The sequence below is a fragment of the Nocardia salmonicida genome (assembly GCF_036142455.1).
GTDB lineage: Bacteria > Actinomycetota > Actinomycetes > Mycobacteriales > Mycobacteriaceae > Nocardia > Nocardia salmonicida.
Map to the genome: position 1 here is coordinate 4470250 of NZ_CP108014.1, position 23134 is coordinate 4493383.

23 protein-coding genes and 1 tRNA gene are annotated in these 23134 nt (G+C 68.3%); 11 read left to right on the top strand and 13 right to left on the bottom strand.

Annotated elements, in window-relative coordinates; all coding sequences use genetic code 11:
* Positions 1–188: 188 nt before the first annotated feature.
* A complete protein-coding gene (locus tag OHS03_RS20975; protein ID WP_328656415.1) occupies positions 189–683 on the top strand; it encodes a DM13 domain-containing protein in 495 nt (164 codons plus the stop codon).
* 14 nt (positions 684–697) lie between these two features.
* Here the strand turns inward: OHS03_RS20975 and OHS03_RS20980 are convergent, their stop codons facing one another.
* Both OHS03_RS20980 and OHS03_RS20985 read right to left on the bottom strand, forming a co-directional pair.
* Positions 698–1330 carry a response regulator gene (locus tag OHS03_RS20980; protein WP_328656417.1) on the bottom strand — a complete coding sequence of 211 codons (633 nt, stop codon included), beginning with the start codon at positions 1328–1330 and terminating at the stop codon, positions 698–700.
* A gap of 20 nt (positions 1331–1350) precedes the next feature.
* A complete protein-coding gene (locus OHS03_RS20985; RefSeq protein ID WP_328656419.1) occupies positions 1351–2526 on the bottom strand; it encodes a sensor histidine kinase in 1176 nt (391 codons plus the stop codon).
* 316 nt (positions 2527–2842) lie between these two features.
* On the opposite strand from OHS03_RS20985, the gene OHS03_RS20990 reads away from it, so the two are divergent.
* Positions 2843–3403, top strand: coding sequence for a GlcG/HbpS family heme-binding protein (locus OHS03_RS20990; protein WP_328656421.1), 561 nt, complete (start codon positions 2843–2845; stop codon positions 3401–3403).
* A 17-nt stretch (positions 3404–3420) separates the two neighbouring features.
* Here OHS03_RS20990 and OHS03_RS20995 read toward each other — a convergent pair whose 3' ends face one another.
* Positions 3421–4374 carry a DNA polymerase domain-containing protein gene (locus OHS03_RS20995; protein ID WP_062983891.1) on the bottom strand — a complete coding sequence of 318 codons (954 nt, stop codon included), beginning with the start codon at positions 4372–4374 and terminating at the stop codon, positions 3421–3423.
* Between the two features lie 120 nt (positions 4375–4494).
* On the opposite strand from OHS03_RS20995, the gene OHS03_RS21000 reads away from it, so the two are divergent.
* From OHS03_RS21000 to OHS03_RS21010, 3 genes are all read left to right on the top strand, one after another.
* A tRNA-Glu gene (locus OHS03_RS21000) sits at positions 4495–4567 on the top strand.
* 125 nt (positions 4568–4692) lie between these two features.
* Entirely contained in the window at positions 4693–5298 is a 606-nt protein-coding gene (locus tag OHS03_RS21005; protein WP_328656423.1) for a QsdR family transcriptional regulator, read from the top strand.
* Between the two features lie 17 nt (positions 5299–5315).
* Positions 5316–6461 (top strand): acyl-CoA dehydrogenase family protein, encoded by a 1146-nt coding sequence (locus OHS03_RS21010; protein WP_328656426.1) that lies wholly within the window; start codon positions 5316–5318, stop codon positions 6459–6461.
* A 55-nt stretch (positions 6462–6516) separates the two neighbouring features.
* Here the strand turns inward: OHS03_RS21010 and OHS03_RS21015 are convergent, their stop codons facing one another.
* The 8 genes from OHS03_RS21015 to OHS03_RS21050 all read right to left on the bottom strand — a co-directional run bounded on the left by OHS03_RS21015 (position 6517) and on the right by OHS03_RS21050 (position 14117).
* A complete protein-coding gene (locus OHS03_RS21015) occupies positions 6517–7737 on the bottom strand; it encodes a cytochrome P450 family protein (RefSeq protein ID WP_328656427.1) in 1221 nt (406 codons plus the stop codon).
* Positions 7734–8987: a cytochrome P450 family protein gene (locus OHS03_RS21020; RefSeq protein WP_056812454.1), complete on the bottom strand. Its 1254-nt coding sequence runs from the start codon at positions 8985–8987 to the stop codon at positions 7734–7736. Before OHS03_RS21020 ends, OHS03_RS21015 begins: the two co-directional genes overlap by 4 nt.
* Positions 8984–9535: a GTP-binding protein gene (locus OHS03_RS21025; protein ID WP_056815801.1), complete on the bottom strand. Its 552-nt coding sequence runs from the start codon at positions 9533–9535 to the stop codon at positions 8984–8986. Before OHS03_RS21025 ends, OHS03_RS21020 begins: the two co-directional genes overlap by 4 nt.
* Before the next feature lie 43 nt (positions 9536–9578).
* A complete protein-coding gene (locus OHS03_RS21030; protein WP_056812456.1) occupies positions 9579–9923 on the bottom strand; it encodes a DUF742 domain-containing protein in 345 nt (114 codons plus the stop codon).
* Positions 9920–10330: a roadblock/LC7 domain-containing protein gene (locus OHS03_RS21035; RefSeq protein ID WP_056812459.1), complete on the bottom strand. Its 411-nt coding sequence runs from the start codon at positions 10328–10330 to the stop codon at positions 9920–9922. Before OHS03_RS21035 ends, OHS03_RS21030 begins: the two co-directional genes overlap by 4 nt.
* Entirely contained in the window at positions 10327–11712 is a 1386-nt protein-coding gene (locus OHS03_RS21040) for a sensor histidine kinase (protein WP_328656429.1), read from the bottom strand. Before OHS03_RS21040 ends, OHS03_RS21035 begins: the two co-directional genes overlap by 4 nt.
* Positions 11713–11910: 198 nt before the next feature.
* Positions 11911–13116 carry an SGNH/GDSL hydrolase family protein gene (locus OHS03_RS21045; RefSeq protein ID WP_328664339.1) on the bottom strand — a complete coding sequence of 402 codons (1206 nt, stop codon included), beginning with the start codon at positions 13114–13116 and terminating at the stop codon, positions 11911–11913.
* A gap of 2 nt (positions 13117–13118) precedes the next feature.
* Positions 13119–14117, bottom strand: a complete 999-nt coding sequence (locus OHS03_RS21050) for a saccharopine dehydrogenase NADP-binding domain-containing protein (protein ID WP_328656431.1) — start codon at positions 14115–14117, stop codon at positions 13119–13121.
* A 118-nt stretch (positions 14118–14235) separates the two neighbouring features.
* On the opposite strand from OHS03_RS21050, the gene OHS03_RS21055 reads away from it, so the two are divergent.
* Entirely contained in the window at positions 14236–15150 is a 915-nt protein-coding gene (locus OHS03_RS21055) for an AraC family transcriptional regulator (protein ID WP_328656432.1), read from the top strand.
* A gap of 3 nt (positions 15151–15153) precedes the next feature.
* Here OHS03_RS21055 and OHS03_RS21060 read toward each other — a convergent pair whose 3' ends face one another.
* Positions 15154–15561, bottom strand: coding sequence for a RidA family protein (locus OHS03_RS21060; protein WP_056812467.1), 408 nt, complete (start codon positions 15559–15561; stop codon positions 15154–15156).
* Between the two features lie 78 nt (positions 15562–15639).
* Between OHS03_RS21060 and OHS03_RS21065 the strand changes: the two genes are divergently transcribed.
* Both OHS03_RS21065 and OHS03_RS21070 read left to right on the top strand, forming a co-directional pair.
* Positions 15640–15972: a type II toxin-antitoxin system RelE/ParE family toxin gene (locus OHS03_RS21065; protein WP_063055550.1), complete on the top strand. Its 333-nt coding sequence runs from the start codon at positions 15640–15642 to the stop codon at positions 15970–15972.
* Positions 15973–15978: 6 nt separating this feature from the next.
* A complete protein-coding gene (locus OHS03_RS21070) occupies positions 15979–16260 on the top strand; it encodes a helix-turn-helix domain-containing protein (protein WP_063816115.1) in 282 nt (93 codons plus the stop codon).
* Between the two features lie 25 nt (positions 16261–16285).
* Here the strand turns inward: OHS03_RS21070 and bla are convergent, their stop codons facing one another.
* Complete coding sequence (bla, locus tag OHS03_RS21075) at positions 16286–17203, bottom strand: class A beta-lactamase (protein ID WP_407942399.1); 918 nt, start codon at positions 17201–17203, stop codon at positions 16286–16288.
* Positions 17204–17371: 168 nt separating this feature from the next.
* On the opposite strand from bla, the gene OHS03_RS21080 reads away from it, so the two are divergent.
* The 3 genes from OHS03_RS21080 to OHS03_RS21090 are packed head-to-tail and all read left to right on the top strand — an operon-like array spanning position 17372 to position 23081.
* Complete coding sequence (locus tag OHS03_RS21080; protein WP_328656434.1) at positions 17372–18247, top strand: LysR family transcriptional regulator; 876 nt, start codon at positions 17372–17374, stop codon at positions 18245–18247.
* Positions 18244–19215 carry a serine hydrolase gene (locus OHS03_RS21085; RefSeq protein ID WP_328656436.1) on the top strand — a complete coding sequence of 324 codons (972 nt, stop codon included), beginning with the start codon at positions 18244–18246 and terminating at the stop codon, positions 19213–19215. Before OHS03_RS21080 ends, OHS03_RS21085 begins: the two co-directional genes overlap by 4 nt.
* Before the next feature lie 11 nt (positions 19216–19226).
* Positions 19227–23081: an arabinosyltransferase domain-containing protein gene (locus OHS03_RS21090; protein ID WP_328656437.1), complete on the top strand. Its 3855-nt coding sequence runs from the start codon at positions 19227–19229 to the stop codon at positions 23079–23081.
* Positions 23082–23134: the final 53 nt, after the last annotated feature.

Sequence of the window (23134 nt, forward strand, 5' to 3'; positions counted from 1 at the left end):
TATTGTCCAAAGGAACACTGTTCACCGCTGGTCGGCCGTAATAAATCCGTAATCACATTACTGTCGTTATAGTGCCGTAATGTGACTGGGCTCATAGGGATTCCGAGACCCCGGTCACGTTTTCTTTCCGGCAATTCGGGCAGTCAGCCCGGGTCTGGACGGGGGAAGATGGGTGAAAAGGAGGCGCAATGAGCACTCGCCGGACCCTGTTCACCGTCATCGCCGTCGGCTTGGTCGCGGCCGTGACCGTGGGCCTCTACCTGTTCCAGCCGTGGCGACTGTTCACCACGGTGACCGTCGACGAGGCGCCGATCGCCGCGGTGGACGGCGCGCCACCGCCGGTGATCGCCGAAGGCGCCTTCCTCTCCCATGAGCACGACACCTCCGGCACCGCGCAGCTCCAGCGCACGTCAGAGGGCACCATCGTGCTGCGGATCGTCGACCTGAACACCTCCGACGGGCCTGCCCTGCACGTCTGGCTCACCGATCAGCCGGTGATCGTCGACGATTGGCACAACTTCGACGACGGCAGCTATATCGACCTCGGCTCACTGAAGGGAAACGAGGGCAGCCAGAACTATGAGCTGCCCGCGGGCACCGATCTGTCGACGGTGAAGTCGGTCAGCATCTGGTGCGAGCGCTTCCGTGTATCCTTCGGCGCCGCCACCCTGGCGCCCGCTTAGGACCGCCAGACGGCTCAGGCGAGCAAGCGCCGCTCGGTTGCCACCGCGACCGCCGCCGCGCGGGTGTCGACGTCGAGTTTGTCGTAGATGCGGCCCAGGTGGGTTTTCACCGTCGCCTCGCTGATGTGCAAAGCGCGGGCGATCTCCCGGTTGCCGAGGCCGTGGGCGAGTTGGCCGAGGATGTCACGCTCGCGGGCGGTGAGCGTGGGGCCGGGATTGCGCATCTTGGCCATCACCTTGGCGGCGACCGGCGCGGACAAGGCGGTCTGCCCGCTCGCTGCGGCGTGGATCGCGGAGAACAGTTCCTCCGGCCGTTCGGCCTTGAGGAGATAACCGGTGGCGCCCGCCTCGATCGCGCGGGTGATGTCGGCGTCGGTGTCGTAGGTGGTCAGCACCAGGACATGCGGGGTCGGCGCGGGTTGGGCGGTGATCCGGCGGGTCGCTTCGACACCGTCCATGTCCTTGCCGAGCTGCAGATCCATCAGCACCACGTCGGGGCGCAGACTCGCGGCCAGCGTCACCGCGGTCGGTCCGTCGGCGGCCTCCCCGATGACCTCGATATCGGGCGCGCTCGACAGCAGCGCGTGCAGTCCGGCGCGGACGACAGCGTGATCGTCGCAGATCAACAGGCGCACGGTGGTGGTCACAGGTGCCGATGGTAGTGCGGCTATGTCGGGCCGGTGGCGAGCGGAACGGCGGCGGAGAGCACGGTGCCGTCGCCGGGCGCGGACTCCACGGTGCAGGTGCCGCCGAGTTGGCGAACCCGCGCCCGGATCGCGGGCAGACCGTGGCCGCGATGTCGCGCGGGGTCGGCCCGTGCGTCGGGGTCGAAGCCGCGGCCGTCGTCGGCGACGTCGAGCACGATCTGGTCGTCGAGGCTGGTCAGAGTGATCGTCGCGGTGGTGGCCGCCGCGTGTTCGCGCACATTGGCCAGCGCGCCCTGGGCGATGCGCAGCAGGGTGGCCTCCACCCGCTGGGGCAACCGGCCCGGCGTTCCTTCTATATGGAGACGCACGGTCAGGGAGTCGCTCGTCTCCCGTTCGGCGAGTGCGGCCAGCGCGGCGGGCAGCGATCCGCCCTCGGCGAGGTCGGCCGGAGCCAGGTCGTGGACGAACCGGCGCGCCTCGGTCAGGTCGTGTTCGGCGATGGCGGCCGCCGAGCGCAGATGCGTGTGCGCGAGATCCGGGTCGCTGTCCCACACCAGGTCGGCGGCTTGGAGCAGCATGCGCTGGCTCGACAGCCCTTGGGCCAGGGTGTCGTGGATTTCCATGGCCAGCCGTTGCCGTTCGGCCAGGGTGCCCGCCCTGCGTTCGGTGGCCGCCAGTTCCTGTCTGGTCCGCACCAGGTCGTCGATGAGCGCGGCCTGACGTTCCGCCTGACGGCGCATACCGACGAACAGTGCCGTGGTCACCGCGGCCACCGCGGGCGGGGCCAGCACCAGATTCGGATCCAGCCATCCGGCGATGCGCACCTGACTCGACACCACCAACACGGTGAGCGCCACGACCAGAATCACCGCCACGCGCTCCGACAGAATCCGCAGTCCCGTGTACACCAGCGGCACCGCGCACCAGGCGAAGCTCGGTGCGAGCACCACCAGCACCGACCAGGTCACCACCAGCAGCGCGAACCATTCCAGCCGATGCGACTGTCGCAGTTCACTCAGCGCGTACAGCACCGCGAGGAGCAGGGCGAGCACGACGATCAACGGTGTCGAGCGGGTCTCGCTGTGCCGGATCAGCCATCGCATCAACGAAGCGGCCAGCAGGACATAGAAGGCACTGTGGACGATGACAGCAAGCAGTCGCGTGTCGTCTCGCTGCTGCCCGAGTAGCTGAGTCACAGGAACCACCTCTGTTCTGCGGACGGTGGCGTCGCTGCGCCAACGAAGATCAGTTCTCGGCCGCCTCGATCTGGACTGACCGGAGGGTGCGACGAAGGAGTGCCCGGAGGGAGGGAAGATCGAGGTTAATAGGCCGAGGACACGCGGCGCCAGCCGCCAAGAATACGGGTCATCCGATCGGTTGACCCGGGTGTCGGCCGATCCGTCCCCGGAGTGCAGCCGGTACGCCGATCCGCGCGAGCCACTGCGCGAACAGGATGGATATCACCAGGCCACGGCAGACCGCCGGACGGCCGAGATCCACGCAGGAGCAGTCATGACCGCCAAGTCCACCACCCGCAATCGCCTCATCATCGCCGGCGCCACCGCCGGTGTCGTCGCCGCCGGTGTGGTCGGCGTCGTGACCGTCCAGGCGCAGGATCAGGACCCGGCGGCCCGTACCCCCGTGGTCGTCGACGCCGCCGATGCCAACCTGGCCCAGTCCACCCACCTGTCGATCGCCGCCGCCACCAAGGCCGCGCAGACCGCCCTCGACGCTGCCGCAAAGGAGAACCAGCGTGTGAGCGTCGCGGTAGTCGACCGCAACGGCAATGTCATCGTCACCCTGCGCGGTGACGGCGCGGGCCCGCAGTCCTACGACGCCGCCCAGCAGAAGGCCTTCACCGCCGTCTCCTGGAACGCCCCCACCACCGAACTGGCCAAGCGCCTCGAGTCGGCCCCGCACCTGGCCGACATCGACGGCACCCTCTTCCTCGGTGGCGGCGCCCCGGTGAAGGCGAACAACGCCCCGATCGCGGGCATCGGCGTGGCAGGCGCTCCGAGCGGCGACCTCGACGAGAAGTTCGCCCAGGCGGGCGTCGCGTCGCTCGGCGGCTGATCAACCTCTGGCAGTGCTCATTCGGCGCGGCGGGCGCGGGCCCGGCGTTTGCCCTCGTGCATGGCCTGGACTCGGGCGATCGGGATGGTGTGGCCTTCGGCGATCAGGTCAGCCGGGAGTGCTTGCGGTGCGGGCATTTCCGTGGCCCACGGGTCGGTATCGCCGAGCAGATCCGGGGCGGTGCGCAGGGTGAAGTCGGCGGGGGTCACCGACTCGATGTCGTTCCAGCGCAAGGGAAAAGACACCGGGACTCCCGGTCGGATCCGCGGGCTGTATGCCGCGATCACCGTCGCGCCGCCCGCTCGGGTGGAGTCGAGGAAAACCTTTCCCGCTCGGTCCTCGCGAATGAACGCGGTGGTTCCGACGGTGGGATCGATGCGCTCGGCTCTGGCCGCGACGGCCCGGGTCGCCGCCGCGGCGTCCTCGATCGCGACGCCGGGCTCGATCGGCACGTAGACGTGTAATCCCTTGGCGCCGCTGGTCTTCACCGCACCGGCGAGCCCGTCGGCTTCCAGCGCGGCCCGGATCAGCTGCGCGCCCGCCGCCGCATCGCGAAACGTCTGCCCCGGTGAGGGATCCAGATCGAGCACCAGGTGCGTCGGCCCCGCACTGTGGTCGACCGGCAACAGCAGCGGGTGGTACTCCACCGCGCGCTGGTTGCCGAACCACAGCAGCGTGCGCACGTCGTCACCGAGCGCGTAGGTGACCTCGCGATGTGAGCTCTCCGCCCACACCGTCGCGCGCGGCACCCATTCCGGGGTGTATTTCGGCAGATTCTTCTGCATGAACGGCGGCTGTCCCGGCCGGACCCGCACCACCGACAGCACTCGCCCCCGCAACACCCGAACGAGCCGCTCCCCCACGAACTCGAGGTAGTCGACCAGATCCCGCTTGGTCGCCTCGGCCCCGTCGAACAGCGGCTGATCGAGATTGCTCATCTCCACCCCGCCGCGCAGCTCTTTGCTGGTCATGGCCCCACTGTGCCCCGCCGCCAAGGGGCGGTCAACCGGGGCGACCACCCGTTTTGGTCGATCACCAGGTCGTCGGCTATCGTATGTTCCGCGCGGCTCACCCCGGTGAGCTGTTGTTCTGGCCCCGTCGTCTAGCGGCCTAGGACGCCGCCCTCTCAAGGCGGTAGCGCGGGTTCGAATCCCGTCGGGGCTACAACGAGAACTCCTCGGTCATGGTGACCGGGGAGTTTTTTCGTGCCCGTTCTTGTGCCCGGAGTGCAACATATTGACAGACGTTGCACAGTTCATACACTGTAGGAAACGGTGCATGGAGGTGACGTGATCGAGCAGACGGCCCTGGAGAAAAGACGCCAGGACGCGGCGGCGCGCCCCGATGCCGTGAGCGCGTTCCGCGCCGCCAGGGCCGTATTCCTGGCCGGGCACCGACTGGAGATGAAGGAACTCGCCGTCGCGCTCGGGGTGAACCGGGCAACGCTGTTCCGATGGGTCGGCGGGCGCGACGAACTGCTCGCCGAGGTCATCTGGTCGGTCGCCGAGCCCACCTTGCGTCGCGCGGCCGCCGCGGCTCCCGGTCACGGCGCGTACCGCATCGCGACCATCCTCGGCGATTTCGCCCAGGCCACCAACACCTCCCACGCCTTCCGCCAATTCCTGTTGCGCGAACCCGAACGGTCGCTGCGACTGCTCACCACCCGCGCGGGAACGGTGCAGCATCGCATCGTCGCGATCGTGGAAGAACTACTCGCCGAAGAGATTTCGGCCGATGCTCTCGATCCGCTGCTGCCGGTGCCCGAGTTGGCGCTGCTGCTGGTGCGGATCACCGAGACCTTCATCTACACCGATGTGATCAGCGGTGAGGAACCCGACGCGGCCAGAGTTGTCCGGGCGTCTTTGGTTCTGCTGGGCGAACGGCCCGAACAGTAAGTCAGCGAAAGGACACCATGAAGCGCTCCATCTTTACCGAGGACCACGATGCCTTCCGCGCGTCGGTCGCCGAGTTCGTCAAGCGCTCGATCGCGCCGAATGCCGAACGCTTCGTCGAAGAACGGGCGATCGACCGCGAAACCTGGCTCGCGGCAGGTGAACTGGGTTACCTCGGCCTCGGCGTGCCCGAGGAGTTCGGTGGCAGCGACGCGGGCGACTACCGGTTCAACGCGGTGTTCGGCGAGGAACTGTCGAAGGCGAGCGCCGCGATCGCGTCGTCGTTCGGCATCCACTACGACGTGTGCGCGCCCTACATGGTCGAGCTCACCAACGATGAGCAGAAGCAGCGCTGGCTCCCGAAGTTCTGCACCGGTGAGATCATCACGGCCATCGGCATGACCGAGCCGTCGGGCGGTTCCGACCTGGCCGCGCTGAAGACCACCGCCGTGCGTGACGGCGACGACTGGATCATCAACGGCTCGAAGACGTTCATCACCAACGGTTTCAACGCCGACCTCGTGATCGTCGCCGCCCGCACCAGCCCGGAGAAGAAGGCCAAGGGCATCACGCTGTTCGTCATCGAGACCGGGATGGACGGCTTCACACGCGGGCGCAAGCTCGACAAGGTCGGTCAGCCCGAATCCGATACCGCCGAACTGTTCTTCGACACTGTGCGTGTCCCCGACGCCAACCGGCTCGGCGAGGTCGACCGTGGCTTCATCGCCATGATGGAGCGGCTGCCGCAGGAACGCATCGGCGCGGCGATCTCCAACCTCGCCCATGCCTCGGCGATCCTGGACGAGACGCTGCAGTATGCCAAGGAGCGCAAGGCATTCGGGCAGCAGATCGGCAGCTTCCAGTACAACAAGTTCCTGTTCGCCGAGCTGGTCACCAAAATCGAAGTGACACAGGCGTTCGTCGATCAGGGCATCGTCGCCCATGCTGCCGGTGAGCTGTCCGCGGTCGACGCGGCGAAGGCCAAGTGGTGGTCGGCGCAGGTGCAGAACGATGTGCTCGACGCGTGTGTGCAGTTGCACGGCGGCTACGGCTACATGCGTGAATACCGGGTCGCGCGGGCGTGGATGGACGCCAGGGTCACCAAGATCTGGGCGGGCTCCAACGAGATCATGAAGGAACTGATCGGCCGCGATCTGGGTCTGTAGCGCACGGATAGCGTCGCGCCCGGCGTAGGAACCACCGGGCGCGACGCGTCGCCGGTCAGCTCAGGATGATCGGCAGCGCGGCCAGATCGTTCTGCGTGAGCACCGGCAGGTTGCCGATCTCACTGTCGGGCACGGCAAGGCGCAGCTTCGGGAAGCGGGCGAACAGCGCGGGCAGCGCGATCGCGGCTTCCAGACGCGACAGCGCGGCGCCGGGGCAGATGTGCGGGCCGTAGCCGAAGGCCAAGTGGCGGTTGGCGGTCGAGCGCGTCACGTCGAACTCGTCGGCGGTCTCGCCGTGTACCGCGGTGTCGCGGCCGACGGCACGGTAGGACATCACCACGCCCTCGCCCTTGGCGATCACGGTGTCGCCGACAACGATGTCCTCGGTGGCGAAGCGCATCAGCAGGTGCGAGACCGGGCCGTCCCAGCGCAGCGATTCCTCGATGACCTGCTTCCACTCCACATCCCCGGCAAGGACTTTCGCCAGCTGCTCGGGTTCGGCGAGCAGCGCGCGCACGGTGTTGATGATCAGGCTGACGGTGGTCTCGTGGCCTGCGGCGACGAGGGCCTTGATGTTGCCGATCGCCTCTTCCTCGGTGAGCGGCTCGCCGCCCTCGTCGGCGGTGACGAACGCCGAGGTCAGATCATCAGCCGGGTCCGCGATCTTCTGCCGGACCAGGTCGGTGAAGTACACATCGAGGCCGCTCATCACCTCGAGGCGCTCGTCCTGCGGGGTCATCACCGAGAAGAACTTCTTGTACCAGTCGAGCAGCTGCGCGTGGTCTTCGCGCGCGACGCCCATCAGGTCGCCGACCACGCGCATCGGCAGCGGATAGGCGAAAACCTCCTTGAGGTCCACCGCAGCGCCATCGGCGCCGGCGGCCTCGAGGTCGTCGAGCAGGTCGGCGGTCAGCTGTTCGATCACCGGGCGCAGCTCCTCCAGCCGCCGCGGGGCCAGTGCCTGGGCTGTCTTGAGCCGCAACCGGCGGTGTTCGGCGCCGTCGACGCTGAACATCGAACGGTCGACGAGGACCATCCCGATCAGCGGCCACTGAGTGGTCACCACACCGTCGGCATACAGCGACCACGCGTTGATGTCCTTGACCAGCCGGGTGTCGGTGGTCAGTTGACGTGCGACGGCGTGATCGGTGACGGTCCAGGCGGGCACACCGAGCAGGTCGATCCGGGTGATCGGACCGAGTGCTCGAAGGCGGGCGGTTTCCCCGTTGAGGTCACCGACCATGGGGTCGATGGCGAAAGGGCATGGCGAGCTCACGAAAAACCTCCGACGGGTCGAACTGGTGTGAAACGAACGGGCAGTGCGGTCATGCCCCGAAGGAAAGCCGAAGGTCGCCGGGTGAGCTGGTCGGCGGGCACCCCGAGATCGACATCGGGAAGCCGGTCGAGCAGCACCTCGATCCCGGTCCTGGCGATGATCTCCGCGATCTGCTGCGCCGGGAAAGGGCAGCGGTATTCGCCGTAGCTGAACGCGAAATGGGCGCTGTTGCCGGTGGGTACGGAGCCACCGTCGGTAAACGATTGGCGCACATGCGGATCGAGATTGGCGGCCGCGAGACCGAGCAGCAGGAGGTCACCCGCCCGAATCGTCTTGTCGGCGAGACGGGTGTCGCGCGCTGCCCACCGGCCCGCCAGAATCGAGGTGGGCCCCTCTTCCCAGAGCACCTCGTTCATGGCCTCGCCGACACTGCGCCTGCCGCCGCCGAGCGCGTTCGCGAATCGGTCGTCGGTGAGCATCAGCCGCATCGAACTGCCGAGCCAGTCCGCGGTGGTGAGGTGACCCGCGGCGGCGATCGCCATCAGGTCGTTCATGTATTCCTCGTCGGTGAACGGCTCGGGGTCGGCCAGCATCATCGATGCCAGATCCCCAGCGGGACGAGCCCTCTTCACCGCGACCAGCCGCGCCATGTGTTCGGCGAAGCGGGCGTGCCCGGACTGGGCGTCGGCGCCACCGTCGGCGAGCTGCTTCATCGTCAGGGCGAGGTCTGCCGCATCGTTGTCGGGCAGACCGAGGATGCGCGCCAGGGCGAGAGCGGGCAGCGGCACCGCGAACTCGGCGATCAGGTCGGCGCTGCCGCGACCGCAGAACCCGTCGACGAGGCGGTCGGCGAGTTCCTCACAGGCCCTGCGCAATTCGAAGTGGTCGACCGCGTCCAGGGCCGGTTCCACCATCGCCAGGTGCCTGCGATGTTCGGCGCCCGCGGTGAAGTAGATCGAGGGCATCGGTTGCCCGATCATCGGCAGCAGCGGCCAGTCCTCCGGCACCCGTCCCCACTGATTCCACAGCGACACGTCACGCGGGAAGAGCAGCGGATCACTGGTCACCTGGTGCAGTTCGCGGTAACCGATGATCAGCCACGCCGGGAACCCGCCGGGCAACTCGACCTGCACGACGGGACCGTGATCGCGGCGCATCCGCCGATAGACCTCGTGCGGTTCGATGTGGAACTCGGGACCGCTCAACGGCACCGCGCCGGTGATCGGGCACGCGCCGGTCGGTGTGCTCATGAAACGGTTTCTCCCTGTGGGACAGCGGAATACAGGTGTTCGACCAGTGCGATCAGCACCTGCTTGCTCGATTCGCGCGAGCGCGCGTCACACATCACCAGCGGCACAGCCGGATCGAGATCGAGTGCGTCACGCACCGCGCCCGCCGAATGGGAGTCACCGAAGTCGTTGCAGGCCACCACGAACGGGGTGCCCTGGTGTTCGAGGCGGTCGATCGCGTACCAGGAGTCACTGATCCGACGCTGGTCGACCAGCACGATCGCGCCGAGCGCACCCGTGAACAGCCGGTCCCACAGGAACCAGAACCGTTGCTGCCCAGGAGCTCCGAACAGGTAGAGCACGTGTTCGTCGTCGAGCGTGATACGGCCGAAGTCGAAGGCGACGGTGGTGGTCGACTTGCCGGGCACACCGGTGGTGTCGTCGACGCCTGTCCCGACATCGGTCATGGTGGCCTCGGTGTCGAGTGGCCGGATCTCGCTCACCGACCGCACCAATGTCGTTTTGCCGACACCGAATCCGCCGATGACCACGATCTTCAACCCGTGCATTGCCGTGCTGTGCAGCGGCGCTTTCGCCCGCTCGGGCACGTTCTCAGAGCTTGCGAAGTCCAACGAGCACCTTCTCGAGGGTGGAAGCATCCAGCGACATCGCCGCCGACAGCGGTGGGCGCACCGTGATCTTGCCCGCGGCCAGCAGATCCGACAGGACAACCGTGGTGACACCGACGGGCAGCCGCAGCTCGGCCGCGATCTCCACCACCGCGGTGGGCGCCCGGCAGATGTCGAGGACCGCGACCTGTTCCGAGGACATCCCCGGGGTGGCCGCCGACTCGCTGACCACCAGGGTGACCAGGTCGAAGTCCTCGGTGACGGGAGCTCGGCCGCCGGTCAGGGTATAGAAGCGGTCGGGATCGTCGTCGCGACCGGCCCTGGTCAATCGATCGCTCCGCGTCTGGGCTGGGCTGCCATATGCTCGCCGAGCTGTTCGACCAACTCGTGCATCGTGTGCCCGACCAGACCGGCATCGGCGTCCTCGGCGGCGACCACCGCCAGGTGCGCGCCGCGCCCCGCCTCGACCACGAACAGGATGCCGCCGTAGAACTCGGTCATCGACTGGCGAACTCCGCCACGCCCGTCACCGAACTCGACGGAAGCCCCGTGCGACAGGCTCTGGAACCCCGCGGCGATGGCGGCCAATTGATCAGCGCGGTCGACGTCGAGTTCTGGTGTATGGCAGATCTTCAACCCGTCACCAGACAGGAGCAGGGCGTGCCTGGCACGCGGGGTGCGGGCGAGCAGCTTCTCGAGCAGCCAGCCGAGGTTCGCGGGGGCGGTGGTGGTCATCGGTCCTCCAGTGGGTCGGGAGCCGCAGCGGCGCTGCCCGGATCGTGGCTTGCAATGGTGCGGCCCGGCGCGGAACGCTGGAAGGCACCGAGGGCGGTGGGTTTGGCCGGTGGCGCCTTGGCGGCGGGCGTGGCGGCGAGGCCTTCGGGGTGGACCTGCGCCAGCGTGTCGCCCCTGCGACGTTTCGGCAGCATGGGCGAGGAGGACGCGGTCTCTGGTTGCGCGTGTTCGCCGGCAGGCTCGCTGAAATCCATGGTGCCGGTGTCGGTTCTGCGCGGAATCGGGCTGTCGAACTGGCTCAGTGTGGCCGGCTCGGCGAAGCGCGGCGGGGCCACCACATTGCGACTGCGACGTTCGGCGCGCGCGGTGAGCTCTCGCGGAACGACGACGACGACCGCGGTGCCGCCGATCGCCGACGGCCGATACGAGACGGTGAGTTCGTGTTTGCGCGCCAGGTACCCGACCACGGCGAGCCCGAGCCTGGTCCCCGACAACGAGGCCAGGTCGGCGCCCTTGCCCTTGTGATCGCGTCCGGACACGGCGGCTTCGGCGCGGCGCAGCGCGGAATCGCTCATGATCAGGCCGCTGTCCTCGATCGTGATCACCACGCCCGCGGGCACTTCCGCGGCGTAGACGTGCACCTCGGTGGTGGGCGGCGAGAAGTTGCAGGCATTGTCGAGGAGTTCGGCGAGCGTGTGCATCACGCCTTCGGCGGCATGCCCGGCGACACCGACCTCGGCGATCGCCCGCAGTCGCACGCGCTGATACCCGGCGACGCGACCCATCGCGCCGCGCAGAATCGATTCCATCGCAATGGGTTTCGCCCATCGACGGCCCGTGCGCGCGCCGGACAGCACCGCGATGCTGTCGGCGAGGCGCCCCGCCTGGGCAGTGCGGTGGTCGATGTGGAGCAGGTCGGTGAGCACCCGGGGGTCGGCGTGGCGGTGTTCCATCTCCCGCAGCTCGGCCAGCATCGAGGTGGTCATCGCCTGGATGCGGCCCGCGGCGCCGGCGAACGCGGCCAGTGCCGCCGCGCCCCGCCGCGAATTCTCCTGGGCTTCCCAAGCGTAGGCGGCGGTGTGCTCGTCGGCCTGGGTCAGGCGTGCGCTCGCCTCGGCCACGGTGGCGGCCAGTTGCTGTTCGGCCCGCTGGGCGGCGGCCAGACTCGCGCGCGCCTGCGCGCGCTGACGCAGCGCGAACCACACCGCGGGGCAGCCGATCAATGCCGCGGCGACAGCGGCGGTGAGCACCGGGATACCGACGGCCTGCGGCGCGAACACCGCGGTCACGGCGGCGATCGCCACCACCGCCACGCCGGCGCCGAGCACCACAGATCCAGCGCTGTCACCGGACGCCTTCGGCGCAGCTACTGTCTGTGCCATCGGCAGTACGTCCGCAGTACTCACAGGCCCCCTGCCATCAGTGGTCGATCAAACACGCAGCAAGGCAGCCTGTTTCGAAGTCGGAGTCGAGCATATCGAGCCCCCGCCCTACCTGCCAGTCGACGGATCAGGGTTCACCGACCGTTGGGCTACGGGTCAGCATCCGGCCTGGTCACGACGGGTGGGGCGAGACGGCGATCACGCGGCGAGAGCGGGCGCGATGACCGTGGCCATGGCCCGATAGCCGGAATCATTGGGATGCAGGTGATCACCGCTGTCGAAGCCGTCGGCGAGACGGGTGCGATCACCGGGAGTGGCCAACGCCTGTTCGAGATCGACCACCTTGTCGAAGGCACCCGAATCCCGAATCCAAGTGTTCACCTCGGTGCGCAACCGCTCCCGCTCGGGCGAGTAGTACGCCGACCCGGCGAACGGCAGAATGGTCGCGCCGACGATGCGCACACCCGCCGCGCGCGCCTGCGCGATCAACGCGCGATATCCGGTGATGAGCTGGTCGGCCGAAACCGGTGGGAAGACAGCCCCGTCCGGGCCCACGCTGTCCGACAGACCGATGTCGTTGATCCCGATCAGTACGACGGCGGTGCCGACGCCCGGTTGGTCGAGAACATCGCGACGGAACCGGGCCAGCGCGCTGTCGCCCAGCACGGTCGAGTCGGTGAGCAGCCGGTTGCCGCTGATTCCGGCATTGACCACCGGACCGTGGTGGCCAACCGCCGCGAGCTGGTCGGGATAGCGCAGGTCGGCGTCGGGGGTGGAGCGGTAGCCATCGGTGATCGAATCGCCGAAGGCCACGGTGACGTCGCCGCTGCTCGACCGCAGCGTCTCGATGCCTGCCACGTAGTACCAGGACTGCGAGGTGTCGGTGAACGGTGCCGCCGACGGGTCGTCCGCGTGATCGCCCTGTGCTCGGTAGCTGGTGGCCAGCGACTGCCCGTGCTGGGTCGCGGGGCCGGTGGGTCGGTCGAAATAGAGAGTGACCGCGATCGATGCCCCCACGGTGCGCACCGCGTCGCTGATCACCTCGGCCCCCGGCGCGATCACGAAGGTGGACTGCCCACCGACGCTCAACCCCCGCACCGATTCCGGGGCTATCGCCGCGCCCCCCGCACTGGCGGCCACCGTCGCCGCCGACACCGGCAGGGGGTACTCGCCAAAGCGATTCGATAACCGAATCCTGACCTCCGGCCCTTCCTGCGACAAGCGAAACACCTGTCGCACAGTCTGATCAGCGAAACCCATGGCGGACCAGTTCTGGTAGACCGGGTACTGCACCGCGGCCGTCCAGGCACTCGACCATGTGGTTTCGGTGTCGCGGACACCGAACGCCACCAGGACCAGCGCGGCCACGGCAGCGACGGGGGCGGCGATCCACCGTAGGCGCACCGTCAACGCAGCGACCATGTCATGCCGAACGGCGCGAGAGCGTCGAGGAATTCGACCGGATCGAACAGCTCCGCGGGTGACTGCGCACCCGGCTTGCCCGCACCCGTCGCGATGCGCGTCGCGACCTCGACCGCCAGTTGGGCGCTGTTGCGGTAGGCGTCGGGACCGCTGCCGATGCCACGCAAGGTCCGGCCGTCGCGGTGGATGTCCACGACCATCGAGTACGCCGCCGGGACCGACGGCGTTTCGGGCGCGGCGTCCAGATCGGCCTCGGTGACCGTGCCGACGATCTCGAAGATCGACTTCGCGAGTACGCCCTCCACCGAGCTCACCGTGGTATGGCGCGGAATCGTCACCACGGAGGGTTGCGGAAACTTCATCACGGCAATGGGTTCCGTCTCGTCAGGAAGTAGGAAGGTGGTCCGGCGGGGCTGGGGACCGGTGTGGAATTCGCCGTCGGACCACGACAGGCCGCCGCTGGTGAAGACATCTAGATTCTGGAAGACGGTGCGCATACTTCCGCGCGAGCCCTCGCCGCCGGGCGTGGCGACATGGCTCAGGACGATCTCGTCGGCGCCGCCGAGTCGCTCGGCGCCGAGGTGGGCGAGCAGGTCACCGAAGATCCCCGCTTCGGTGGTCGCGGTCGAGAGCGTCACCCCGGCTTCGGCCGCACGCGGGCCGAATTCGGCGAAGACCCTCTCGACGAAGAGCTGTTCGCCCGCGACGTCGACGTAATGGACGCCGGCGGCGATGGCGGCGCGCAGCACCCCCTCGCCACGACCGGTGTAGTCCGGCAGCGTACTGATCACGGCGTCGACGTCGGCGAACGCGGCGACGAGCGCGGAGTGATCGTCGGCCTCGGCAACGCGGACCTCGGCGTCGAATCCGGCGAGCCGCGCGGCGTTGCGGCCGACGACCACGGTCTCGATACCGCGCTCGCGCAGTTCCCGCACCGCGAATGTTCCGACGTGGCCACTGGCTCCGTAGACGGCGATCTTCATGTCGTGCTCCTTGTTCTCATCGGGCTGATGAACACAGCGTATGAGCCATCCATGAGACAAGAAATCATCCACAATCTTGTCTAGATATCTGATCGTCTCTGCAAGTATCGTTTCGAACATGGATCTGCTGAGCGATGTCCTGGCCACCGCGAAGACCGGCAGCCCGGCCTCCGGGATGTTCGTGCGGCACGCGCCGTGGGGTCGGTCGTATCCGCGCATCGAGAGCGCGGGCTTCCATGTGGTTCTGCAGGGTTCGTGCTGGCTGACGCGACCCGATGCGGAGCCGCTGGCATTGGGCGCCGGTGACGCGGTCTTCATGCCGCGCGGGATCGCCCACGATCTGCTCGACCAGCTCGAGAGCTCGGTGACCGAAACCGCGGGCCCCGACGATGTCCGGATCGTGGCGGGACCGGGCGCTCCCGCGACCCTGCTGTGCGGTTCCTACCAGCTCGCCGCCGACCGAACCCATCCGCTGCTGGCGGAACTGCCCGAGGTGGTGCACGTTCCGGCCCGGCTCGGCACGCACCCGTCGCTGCGCGCCGCGGTCGACCTGCTGGCCGACGAGCTCACCGACACCCACCCCGGCGCCGACGCGGCGATACCCCCACTGCTGGACCTGCTGCTGCTCTATCTCCTGCGCGCACGGCTCGCGGACTCCGCCGAGACGACCGGCTGGGCCGCCGCGGTCGCCGACCCGGACATCTCCCGCTCCCTGCGCGCCGTCCACGACGACCCCGCCCACGGCTGGACGGTCGAATCACTGGGCGCCCGAGCAGGTCTCAGCCGCGCCGCCTTCGCCAAACGCTTCACGACACTGGTCGGCGAACCCCCACTGACCTACCTCACCCGCTGGCGCATGCTCACCGCCGCCCGCCTGCTCCGCGACACCGACCACCCACTCTCGACTGTCGCGCGACACACGGGATACGGCTCCGAGTACGCCTTCAGCAAGGCCTTCAAACGCGAATTCGGCACGGCCCCGGGCCGCTACCGCTCGACGCCGACCGAGGTCCTGATGGTGGGCGCGCGGTAGTCCTCAGTCGAGCACGGCCGTAGCCTCCACCTCGACGAGCAGATCCGGCTCACCGAGCGCGGCCACCCCGATCAATGTGATCGGCTTGACCGGATCCACACCGAGCTTCGCCGCCGCCCTGGCGACACCTTCACCGAGCAGCGGATACTTCTCCGCACTCCAGTCGACGACATAGATCGTCAGCTTCGCGACATCGTCGAACGAGCCACCGATCGCCGCCAGCGCGGTACCGATATTGAGGTACGCCTGCTCCACCTGCGCCGCGAAGTCCCCGGCGCCGACCGGATTCCCCGCACCGTCCCGAGCGACCTGCCCCGCCAGAAAGACCAGCCGCGACCCGGTCGCGATCGAGAGTTGCCGATACACCTCGGGCTTGGGCAGCCCGTCCGGATTCACCAGTTCCACCGTCATGCCAACCCCATCGTTCGAATGCCCGTTCGAACTACTGTAGGCGATCAAATGTATACATGCCATCTGTATACTCAGGGCATGAAAGAGCTCCGGTGGGTCGGCGACGCGCTGGACCGGCTGCGCGAGTTGCCACAGCCGGTCCAGCGTGGCCTCGGCTACGGCCTACACCGGGTACAGACCGGCCAAACGCCATTGGATTTCAAACCGATGCCGACTGTCGGGTCCGGCGCATTCGAACTTCGATTCCGCGACCGGACCGGCGCTTACCGCATGTTCTACGTCGCGAGATTCGGCGATGTCGTTTACGTGCTCCACACCTTTACCAAGAAGACACAGAAGACCGCGCCCGGCGACTTGTCCGTCGGCCGCGACCGCTATCGCGCGGCGGAAGCGGATGCACGGAAAGGATAGGAAGCCATGAGAATTCAGCGAACGTCCGATGTATGGGAAGCGATCACGGACTCCCCTGAAGAGGCGGAACGGCTTCGGGTTTGGGCCGACGCGCTGGACGCCGTGCTCGCACGGATCGATGAGTTGGAACTCACGCCTGCCCAGGCTGCTGAGCGACTCGGTGTTTCCAGGTCGCGGATCTATGAGATGCGCGCCGGCAAGCAGGGGGTGTACAGCCTGGAGCGATTGATCGGGTTCGGCGCGCGCCTCGGCTTGCATACGCACCTCAGCATGCGAAAGACCGCGTGACAGGTCCGCTCCTCGACACGCGCGATCAGTTGAGCTGGGCTACCGCGGTTTTCGTTGCCTCCGCGACGAGGTCGTTGGAAGGTTCAGCGTTCTGATCCGGCTTGGTGGTGAGGACGGCGAGGACGAGCGGGGCCCGGTTGGGGGGCCAGGCGATCGCTACGTCGAGGGCGGAGCCGTAGGCGGGGCTGCCGGTTTTGTCGCCGACGATCCAGTCCGTGGGCAGACCTGCCTTGATGCGTTTGGCGCCGGTCTTGCTCGCCTTCAGCCACGTGGCGAGTTGGTCGCGTTCGGGTTCGGGGAGGGCGGTGCCGACGACTAGGGCGCGGTAGTTCGCCACCAGAGCGGCGGCGGTGGTGGTGTCGCGTTCGTCGCCGGGGATCGCGGTGTTGAGCTCGGGCTCCCAGCGATCGAGACGGGACACGGTGTCGCCCAGGGTGCGCAGGAAGGCGGTGAAACCTTCTGGGCCGCCGAGCAATCGGAGCAGCATGTTGCCCGCGGTGTTGTCGGACTGGGTGATCGCCGCGTCGCAGAGCGCGGTGACGGTCATGCCGGTGTCGACGTGTTTCTCCGTCTCCGGCGAGTTCACGACGATGTCGGCCGCGGTGTACCGGATCACCTGGTCGAAATAGCCGGTGGGCAGCGGATGCGCTTGCAGGAGAGCGCCGCAGGCCAGACCCTTGAAAGTCGAGGCCATCGGGAAGCGCTCGCCTTCCCGGTAGTCGACGGTCGCTCCGCTTGCGGTGTCGACCACCGAGAGTCCGAGCCGGGCACCGTATTTCGTCTCCATATCGGCGAACGTCGCGGTGGCCGGCACGGTGGCCGATGTACTCGATGCCGGTTCGGCGTCGTTGCTCGAGCAGGCGGTGAACGTCACGGCCGAGATCGCCAGCGCTACGGCGGCGATCCGGGTGCGGAGGCGGGGCGTCAGTGTGGAGGAAGTCACCGGTGCACGCAATCATCGCGGACCGGTTCGAAGCCAATATCGGACAGCGGGCTGGACGAGTCGCACCCGATATCACCGCAGGTGGACAGCGGTAAGGCGACAGGGAAGACCGATACCGACCAGCTCGTCACCGCAGATCGCCCGAGTCGCGGCAAGAGCGCTGGTTCAATGGCCGATATGGATCTGATCCGCCACCTCCGGTTCTTCGTCTCTGTCGCGGACGAGGGCCACTTCGGGCGGGCAGCAGCGGCACTCGACATGACCCAACCTCCCCTGTCGCAGGGGTTGCGGCGCCTCGAACAGCATCTCGACGTCGAGCTCATCCGCCGCACCACCCAGGGTGCGCTGCTCACCACCGCGGGCAGGCACCTGCTGCCGAGGGCCCGGCTGCTCGTCGACGACGCCGACCGGTTGCTCGCCGAATCACAGCGGATCGCCCAGCTCAGCGGGACCGTGCGGTTCGCGGCGACCAGTGCGCTGCCCGACCGGCTGGTCACCGCGTGTGTCACTGGTCTGCGCGCAGCGGGCGGCAGCGTGGCGACGACCCTGGGCACGACCGTCGATCTCGTCGGCGAGGTGCGGGCGGGTGTGTGCGATGTGGCGGTGATCGAACATCCGGCGCTGGTCGACGGTGTCAAGGCCGGACCGGTGGTGAAGTTGCCGCGCTGGTTGGTGGTGCCCCTCGATCACCGCACCACCACCGCCGAGCGGCCGACCTTCCCGATGCTCGCCGGGCTGAACTTCGCGTATCCGCCCCGCGCCGCGAACCCGCCCGCCTTCGACAGCATCGTGGATCTGCTGCGGGAACGTGGGCTGGACGCGGCGCCGCTCGCCGCGCCCGACGATCGCGCGGTGCTGGCCGCCGTCGCCGCGGGCACCAGTTTCGGCGTCACCGCCACACCGCCGACACCGACGCCGGGGGTGGCCTGGCTGACGTTGGCGCCGCAGTCGATTGCCGTACGAGTCAGGATTATCCGCCGGGCCGACGCCGACGCCCATGCCGAGGCGTTGGATCGGGTGCTCTACCGGGAGCGACTGCGATGAGCGGGTTCGAGATCGGCCTGCCCGAGGCGAGCCGGGATGGTCACGTCGAGGGCGGTTCCGGCGTGCCGGGCGTCGCGGAATCGGCGACCGCCAGGATTCGCGCCGTGTTCGCCGATGCGGGCTGTGCCGGTTGGTTGCACGCCCGGCGTTGCGACGGCTCCCCCGGCGAGGTCTCTGTCGGTGGGGGCGACCGCGTGGTGATCGCGTCGGTCTACAAACTGCTGCTGTTGGCCGCGTTCTTGCGACAGGTCGATCACGGGCTGATCGACCCCGCCGGGCTACTCACCATCGATCCCGCCGACTGCACTCCAGGGCCTACCGGCCTTGCGGCACTGCATGATCCGGTTACGCTGAGCCGCCGCGATCTGGCGACCTCGATGATGACGGTGTCCGACAATGCCGCCGCCGACGTGTTGCTCGGCGAGGTCGGCCTCGCCGCGGTGGGCGAGCTCCTGCGAGAACTCGACCTCACGGATACCCGCATCGTCGGCGGTACGGCCGACCAGCACCGCAGCCTGGTCCGCGACACCGATACCCACAGCACCGCAGAGGCTTTCGCGGCGCTGGCCGACAACGACGAGGCATGGACTGTCTCTGCCTACGACCCCTCCTACGCCAGCGCGACCACGCCCGAGGAGATGACCCGGTTCCTGTGGAAGCTGTGGTCGGGCGACATATTGTCCACGGCCAGTACAGCATTCGCGCGTACGGTGATGGGCAAGCAGATCTGGCCACACCGCATCGCCGCCGGGTTCCCCCATCGCGGAGTCCTGGTCGCGGGGAAGACCGGCACCATCGGGGTGATCCGCAACGAGGTCGCCGTCATCGAGTTCCCGGGTGAAACACCGGTAGCGGTTGCGGTTTTCACCCGTGCCGCCCGCGCGGATCCGACGCTGCCGGTGGTCGACGCCGCGATCGGTGAGGCGGCTCGGATCGCCGTCACTGAACTGCGCCGCCCACGGGGCTAGCATCGTCGTTTGTGGGTGGAGATTCTTCCGGCTTCGGCCGAGTACAGAAAATCGGGATCGCGGCGGGGGCGCTGGGTGTGGTGCTGGCGGTGGCGACTCCGCTACTGCCGGTTCAGCAGCAGCGCGCGAGTCTGGATTGGCCGCAGCCGCAGTCGATGCAACTCAGCGCGCCGCTCGTGGACTATGTGCCGCTGTCGCTCGATGTGAGCATTCCGTGCACGGCCTTGCGCGACATGACCGGCGGGACAGTCCTGTCCACGGTTCCCGCCCAGGCGCCGCGAGCAGGGTCGAAAGGCTTGGTCGCGCGAATCGAGGACCGGCCGGGATCGGGGCGCACGTTGTCGGTGGTGCTGCGCGACAAGCTGCTGTTGAGCGCGCCGATCGCGGATATCGCTCCCGCGAAAGAGGGCTCGGTCGCCGACGATCGCAATGGCGCCCAACCTCCGCCTACCGACGCGAACCGGCCACCTGTCCCCGCTGGCGCACAATCTCCCGACAGCACTCCCCCCAACGGCGCACCGTCCCCCGGAGGCGCTCCCCCTTCGGGCGCGGTTCCGCCGAACGGGCCGAGCGGCGCACCACCACCGGCCGCGAAGCCACCGACCGGTGCGAATGGCGGGCCCGGCGGGCCGGGAGCAGCCGCTCCCGAGAGTGCACCGAATGTTCGATGCGGTGCGTTGACGGTGGTGTCCACGGCGACGAGCACGACCGCCGAGCTCACCGGCATGACCCGGGCCGACGGGTCGGCGATGAAGACGACCGTCGACACTGATGTGCGCCCGCAAGTGGTCGGGGTCTTCACCGAATTGGATCGCGGACGGATGGGAGACGCGCGGCTGCATGCCGAGATCGATGCACGGTTCTCGTCGAGTCCGACCGGCTGGAAGCTGGCCGCGATCATCGGGGCGGTGTTGTGTGCGCTGCTCGCGTTGATCTGCTTGCACCGCAGCGACACTCGTGACGGCCGCCGTACGCGTCGCATCCTGCCCGCGCGCTGGTGGCGGTTCACCGGTCTCGACGCGGTGGTCGCGGGCACGTTGGTCGTGTGGCATGTGATCGGCGCCAACAGCTCTGACGACGGCTACATCCTCACGATGGCGCGTGCGTCGAAGGAAGCCGGCTACACCGCCAACTACTACCGGTGGTTCCAGGTCGCCGAGGCCCCGTTCGGGTGGCCCTACGAGGTACTCGCCCAGATGACCCGGGTCAGCGAGACCGGGCTGTGGATGCGATTGCCCGCCTTGCTCGCCGGGTTCGTGTGCTGGCTGGTACTCAGCCGGGAAGTGTTGCCGCGCCTGGGTTCCGGCGTCAGTTCGAGTCGAACGGCGCGCTGGACAGCGGCGCTGATGTTCCTGTCGATCTGGCTGCCCTTCAACAACGGCCTGCGACCCGAACCCCTGATCGCGGTCGGCGCGCTGCTCACCTGGTGCTCGATGGAACGGGCGATCGCCACCCGCCGCCTGCTGCCCGCCGCCGTCGCGGTATTGATCGCCGCGTTCTCCCTCGCGGCCGGCCCCACCGGACTGATCTGCGTGGCAGCACTATTGGCCGGTTCGCGACCGGTGATCCAGACACTCATCGCGCGCGCCACACCGGATCCGGGCGCCAGTCGAGGAGCCGTCTTCCTCCGATACACCGCGCTCGTGGCCCCGATCCTTGCCGCGGGCACTCTCGTGCTGGTCGTCGTGTTCGCCGACCAGACCTTCTCGACCGTCCTCGAAGCCACCCGCGTGCGCCAACTGGTCGGTCCCGACATGTCCTGGTTCGAGGAGCGCACCCGCTGGGATTCCCTGCTGTCGGTCAACCCCGACGGCTCCCTGGCCCGTCGCTTCGGCGTCCTCGCCATGCTCCTGTGTCTCGCGGTCGGCATCGTCGCGACCTTGCGCCGCAGTCGCATCCCGGCGACCGCCCGTGGTCCGGTGACCCGAATCCTCGCCGTCGTCTTCATGGCCCTGCTGCTGATGATGTTCACCCCCACCAAGTGGACCCACCACTTCGGTGTCTACGCGGGCTTGGCCGCCGCACTCGCCGCGATCACGGCGGTGGCTCTGGTCCGCCTCGGCCAGAACTATCTCCGAACCCTGTTCGCGGCCGCAGTGCTGTTCCTGCTCGCCGTGAGCTTCACCGGCTCCAACGGTTGGTGGTACGTCTCCGGCTACGGAGTCCCCTGGCCCGACCGCGCACCCACCCTCGGCGGCATCGAGGTGTCGACACTCTTCCTCGCCGCAACGGCCGCAACCCTGCTCGCGGCGCTGTTCCAGTACTACCGCGCAGGCATCGAAGCCCCGGCGGTAAACGACGGTGCCGATGACCTCCGAGACCCGAGCGCTGACGACGGTGGAATCGGCGATGACGGAACCGATAACGATGCCGCAGGTCCAGCCGGTTCCGACACGAGTCACGTACTCGAACGCGCCAGCGGCGGACAGCTGAAGTCCGGTGGCTATCGCGCTCGGCGCAGCCGGCCCGATCGCACATTCCCGGCTGTCGCGCCGCTGACCGTTGCCGCAGCGGCCATGGTCCTGTTCGAGGTGGGATCGCTTGCCGTGGCGGCTGTTTCGCAGTACCCGGGGTACTCGGTCGGGCTGTCGAATCTGCGGGCGCTGACGGGTGACCAGTGCGCGATGGCCGATGACGTTCTCGTCGAGACGAATACCGCGGACTCCTTGCTCACCCCCTACAGCGGCACCGTCGCCGACGGGCTGGCCGCCGAGAACACCGGCTTCACCCCGAACGGTGTCGGCAGCCTCGCACCCGATCCCGGACCCGGCCAATCCTCGGCCCCACCGTCAGGTTCGGGACCTGGCCCCGGCGGACCAGGCCCCGGTGGAGGTGCCCCCGGGGGCTCGGGTCCCGGTGGAGGCGCACCCGGCGGCTCCGGCCCCGGTGGTGCAGGGCCCGGCGGCGCGGCACCAACTGGGGGCGCTACTCCTGGTGGCACGACCGGCTCCGCACCAGGTGGTTCTACCGGGGCACCGCCGAGCGGTCCGAACGCGGGACCGCCGGGAGCGCCTGGTGCGTCCGGCCCCGCCGTGGCCGGTGTGAACGGGAGCACGGCGGCATTGCCGTTCGGGCTTGCCCCGGAACGGACGCCGGTGCTCGGCAGCTATTCGACTGGCGAGCCCCAGCGCACGCAGCTGACCACGCAGTGGTATCGGATGGATCTCGCTGCCGCACAGCAGAACCCGGCGTACAGAGTGCTGATCCTGACAGTGGCCGGACGAATCGAGTCGACCGCGCCCGATGGTTCGCGCATGCCGGGTCAGCGGTTGCGGGTGGAGTTCGCGCGTCGCGACGGCGACGGAACCATCACTGCCCTGGGCGATTCGACCCCGCCATCAGTCGGCGGCGCTCCGGGCTGGCGCAGCATCCCGGTCGACTTGAACCGAATTCCCACAGGCACCAACGCCATTCGACTGGTCGTCGACGCAGCCGAGCCCGACCCCATGCAGTGGCTCGCGATCACCCCACCCCGCCTGCCGAAACTGTCGAGCCTGAACACCGTGGTCGGCAGCACCGACCCGGTACTCGCGGATTGGCATGTAGGACTGGCCTTCCCGTGCCAGCGCCCGTTCGACCACCACAACGGCGTCGCGGAGATGCCGATCTGGCGAATCCAACCCGACAAACTCAACGCCCAGGTCTCCGAAACCTGGCAGGGCGACACCGGCGGCGGCCCCCTCGGCTGGACCGGCATGCTCATGCAGTCACGCACCATCCCCGCCTACCTGGCCGACGACTGGACCCGCGATTGGGGCGAACTCCAACGCCTCACCCGCATCGTCGCCGCACCACCCGCCGAGATCGGCCACCGTTCGAGCACCGCATGGGGCTGGTCGAACGAGAGTCCGATCAGAACGAACTGATCATCGCAACACCGACTGACCGAGCTAAGAGAGCGCGAAACCGCCGCTATCCG

Bases quoted from the DNA above. Each gene is read 5' to 3' on its own strand.
- OHS03_RS20975 (WP_328656415.1), top strand. From the start codon at position 189: ATGAGCACTCGCCGGACCCTGTTCACCGTCATCGCCGTCGGCTTGGTC.
- OHS03_RS20990 (WP_328656421.1), top strand. From the start codon at position 2,843: ATGACCGCCAAGTCCACCACCCGCAATCGCCTCATCATCGCCGGCGCC.
- OHS03_RS20995 (WP_062983891.1), bottom strand. From the start codon at position 4,374: ATGACCAGCAAAGAGCTGCGCGGCGGGGTGGAGATGAGCAATCTCGAT.
- OHS03_RS21010 (WP_328656426.1), top strand. From the start codon at position 5,316: ATGAAGCGCTCCATCTTTACCGAGGACCACGATGCCTTCCGCGCGTCG.
- OHS03_RS21020 (WP_056812454.1), bottom strand. From the start codon at position 8,987: ATGAGCACACCGACCGGCGCGTGCCCGATCACCGGCGCGGTGCCGTTG.
- OHS03_RS21025 (WP_056815801.1), bottom strand. From the start codon at position 9,535: ATGCACGGGTTGAAGATCGTGGTCATCGGCGGATTCGGTGTCGGCAAA.
- OHS03_RS21035 (WP_056812459.1), bottom strand. From the start codon at position 10,330: ATGACCACCACCGCCCCCGCGAACCTCGGCTGGCTGCTCGAGAAGCTG.
- OHS03_RS21040 (WP_328656429.1), bottom strand. From the start codon at position 11,712: ATGGCACAGACAGTAGCTGCGCCGAAGGCGTCCGGTGACAGCGCTGGA.
- OHS03_RS21050 (WP_328656431.1), bottom strand. From the start codon at position 14,117: ATGAAGATCGCCGTCTACGGAGCCAGTGGCCACGTCGGAACATTCGCG.
- OHS03_RS21055 (WP_328656432.1), top strand. From the start codon at position 14,236: ATGGATCTGCTGAGCGATGTCCTGGCCACCGCGAAGACCGGCAGCCCG.
- OHS03_RS21060 (WP_056812467.1), bottom strand. From the start codon at position 15,561: ATGACGGTGGAACTGGTGAATCCGGACGGGCTGCCCAAGCCCGAGGTG.
- OHS03_RS21065 (WP_063055550.1), top strand. From the start codon at position 15,640: ATGAAAGAGCTCCGGTGGGTCGGCGACGCGCTGGACCGGCTGCGCGAG.
- OHS03_RS21070 (WP_063816115.1), top strand. From the start codon at position 15,979: ATGAGAATTCAGCGAACGTCCGATGTATGGGAAGCGATCACGGACTCC.
- OHS03_RS21080 (WP_328656434.1), top strand. From the start codon at position 17,372: ATGGCCGATATGGATCTGATCCGCCACCTCCGGTTCTTCGTCTCTGTC.
- OHS03_RS21085 (WP_328656436.1), top strand. From the start codon at position 18,244: ATGAGCGGGTTCGAGATCGGCCTGCCCGAGGCGAGCCGGGATGGTCAC.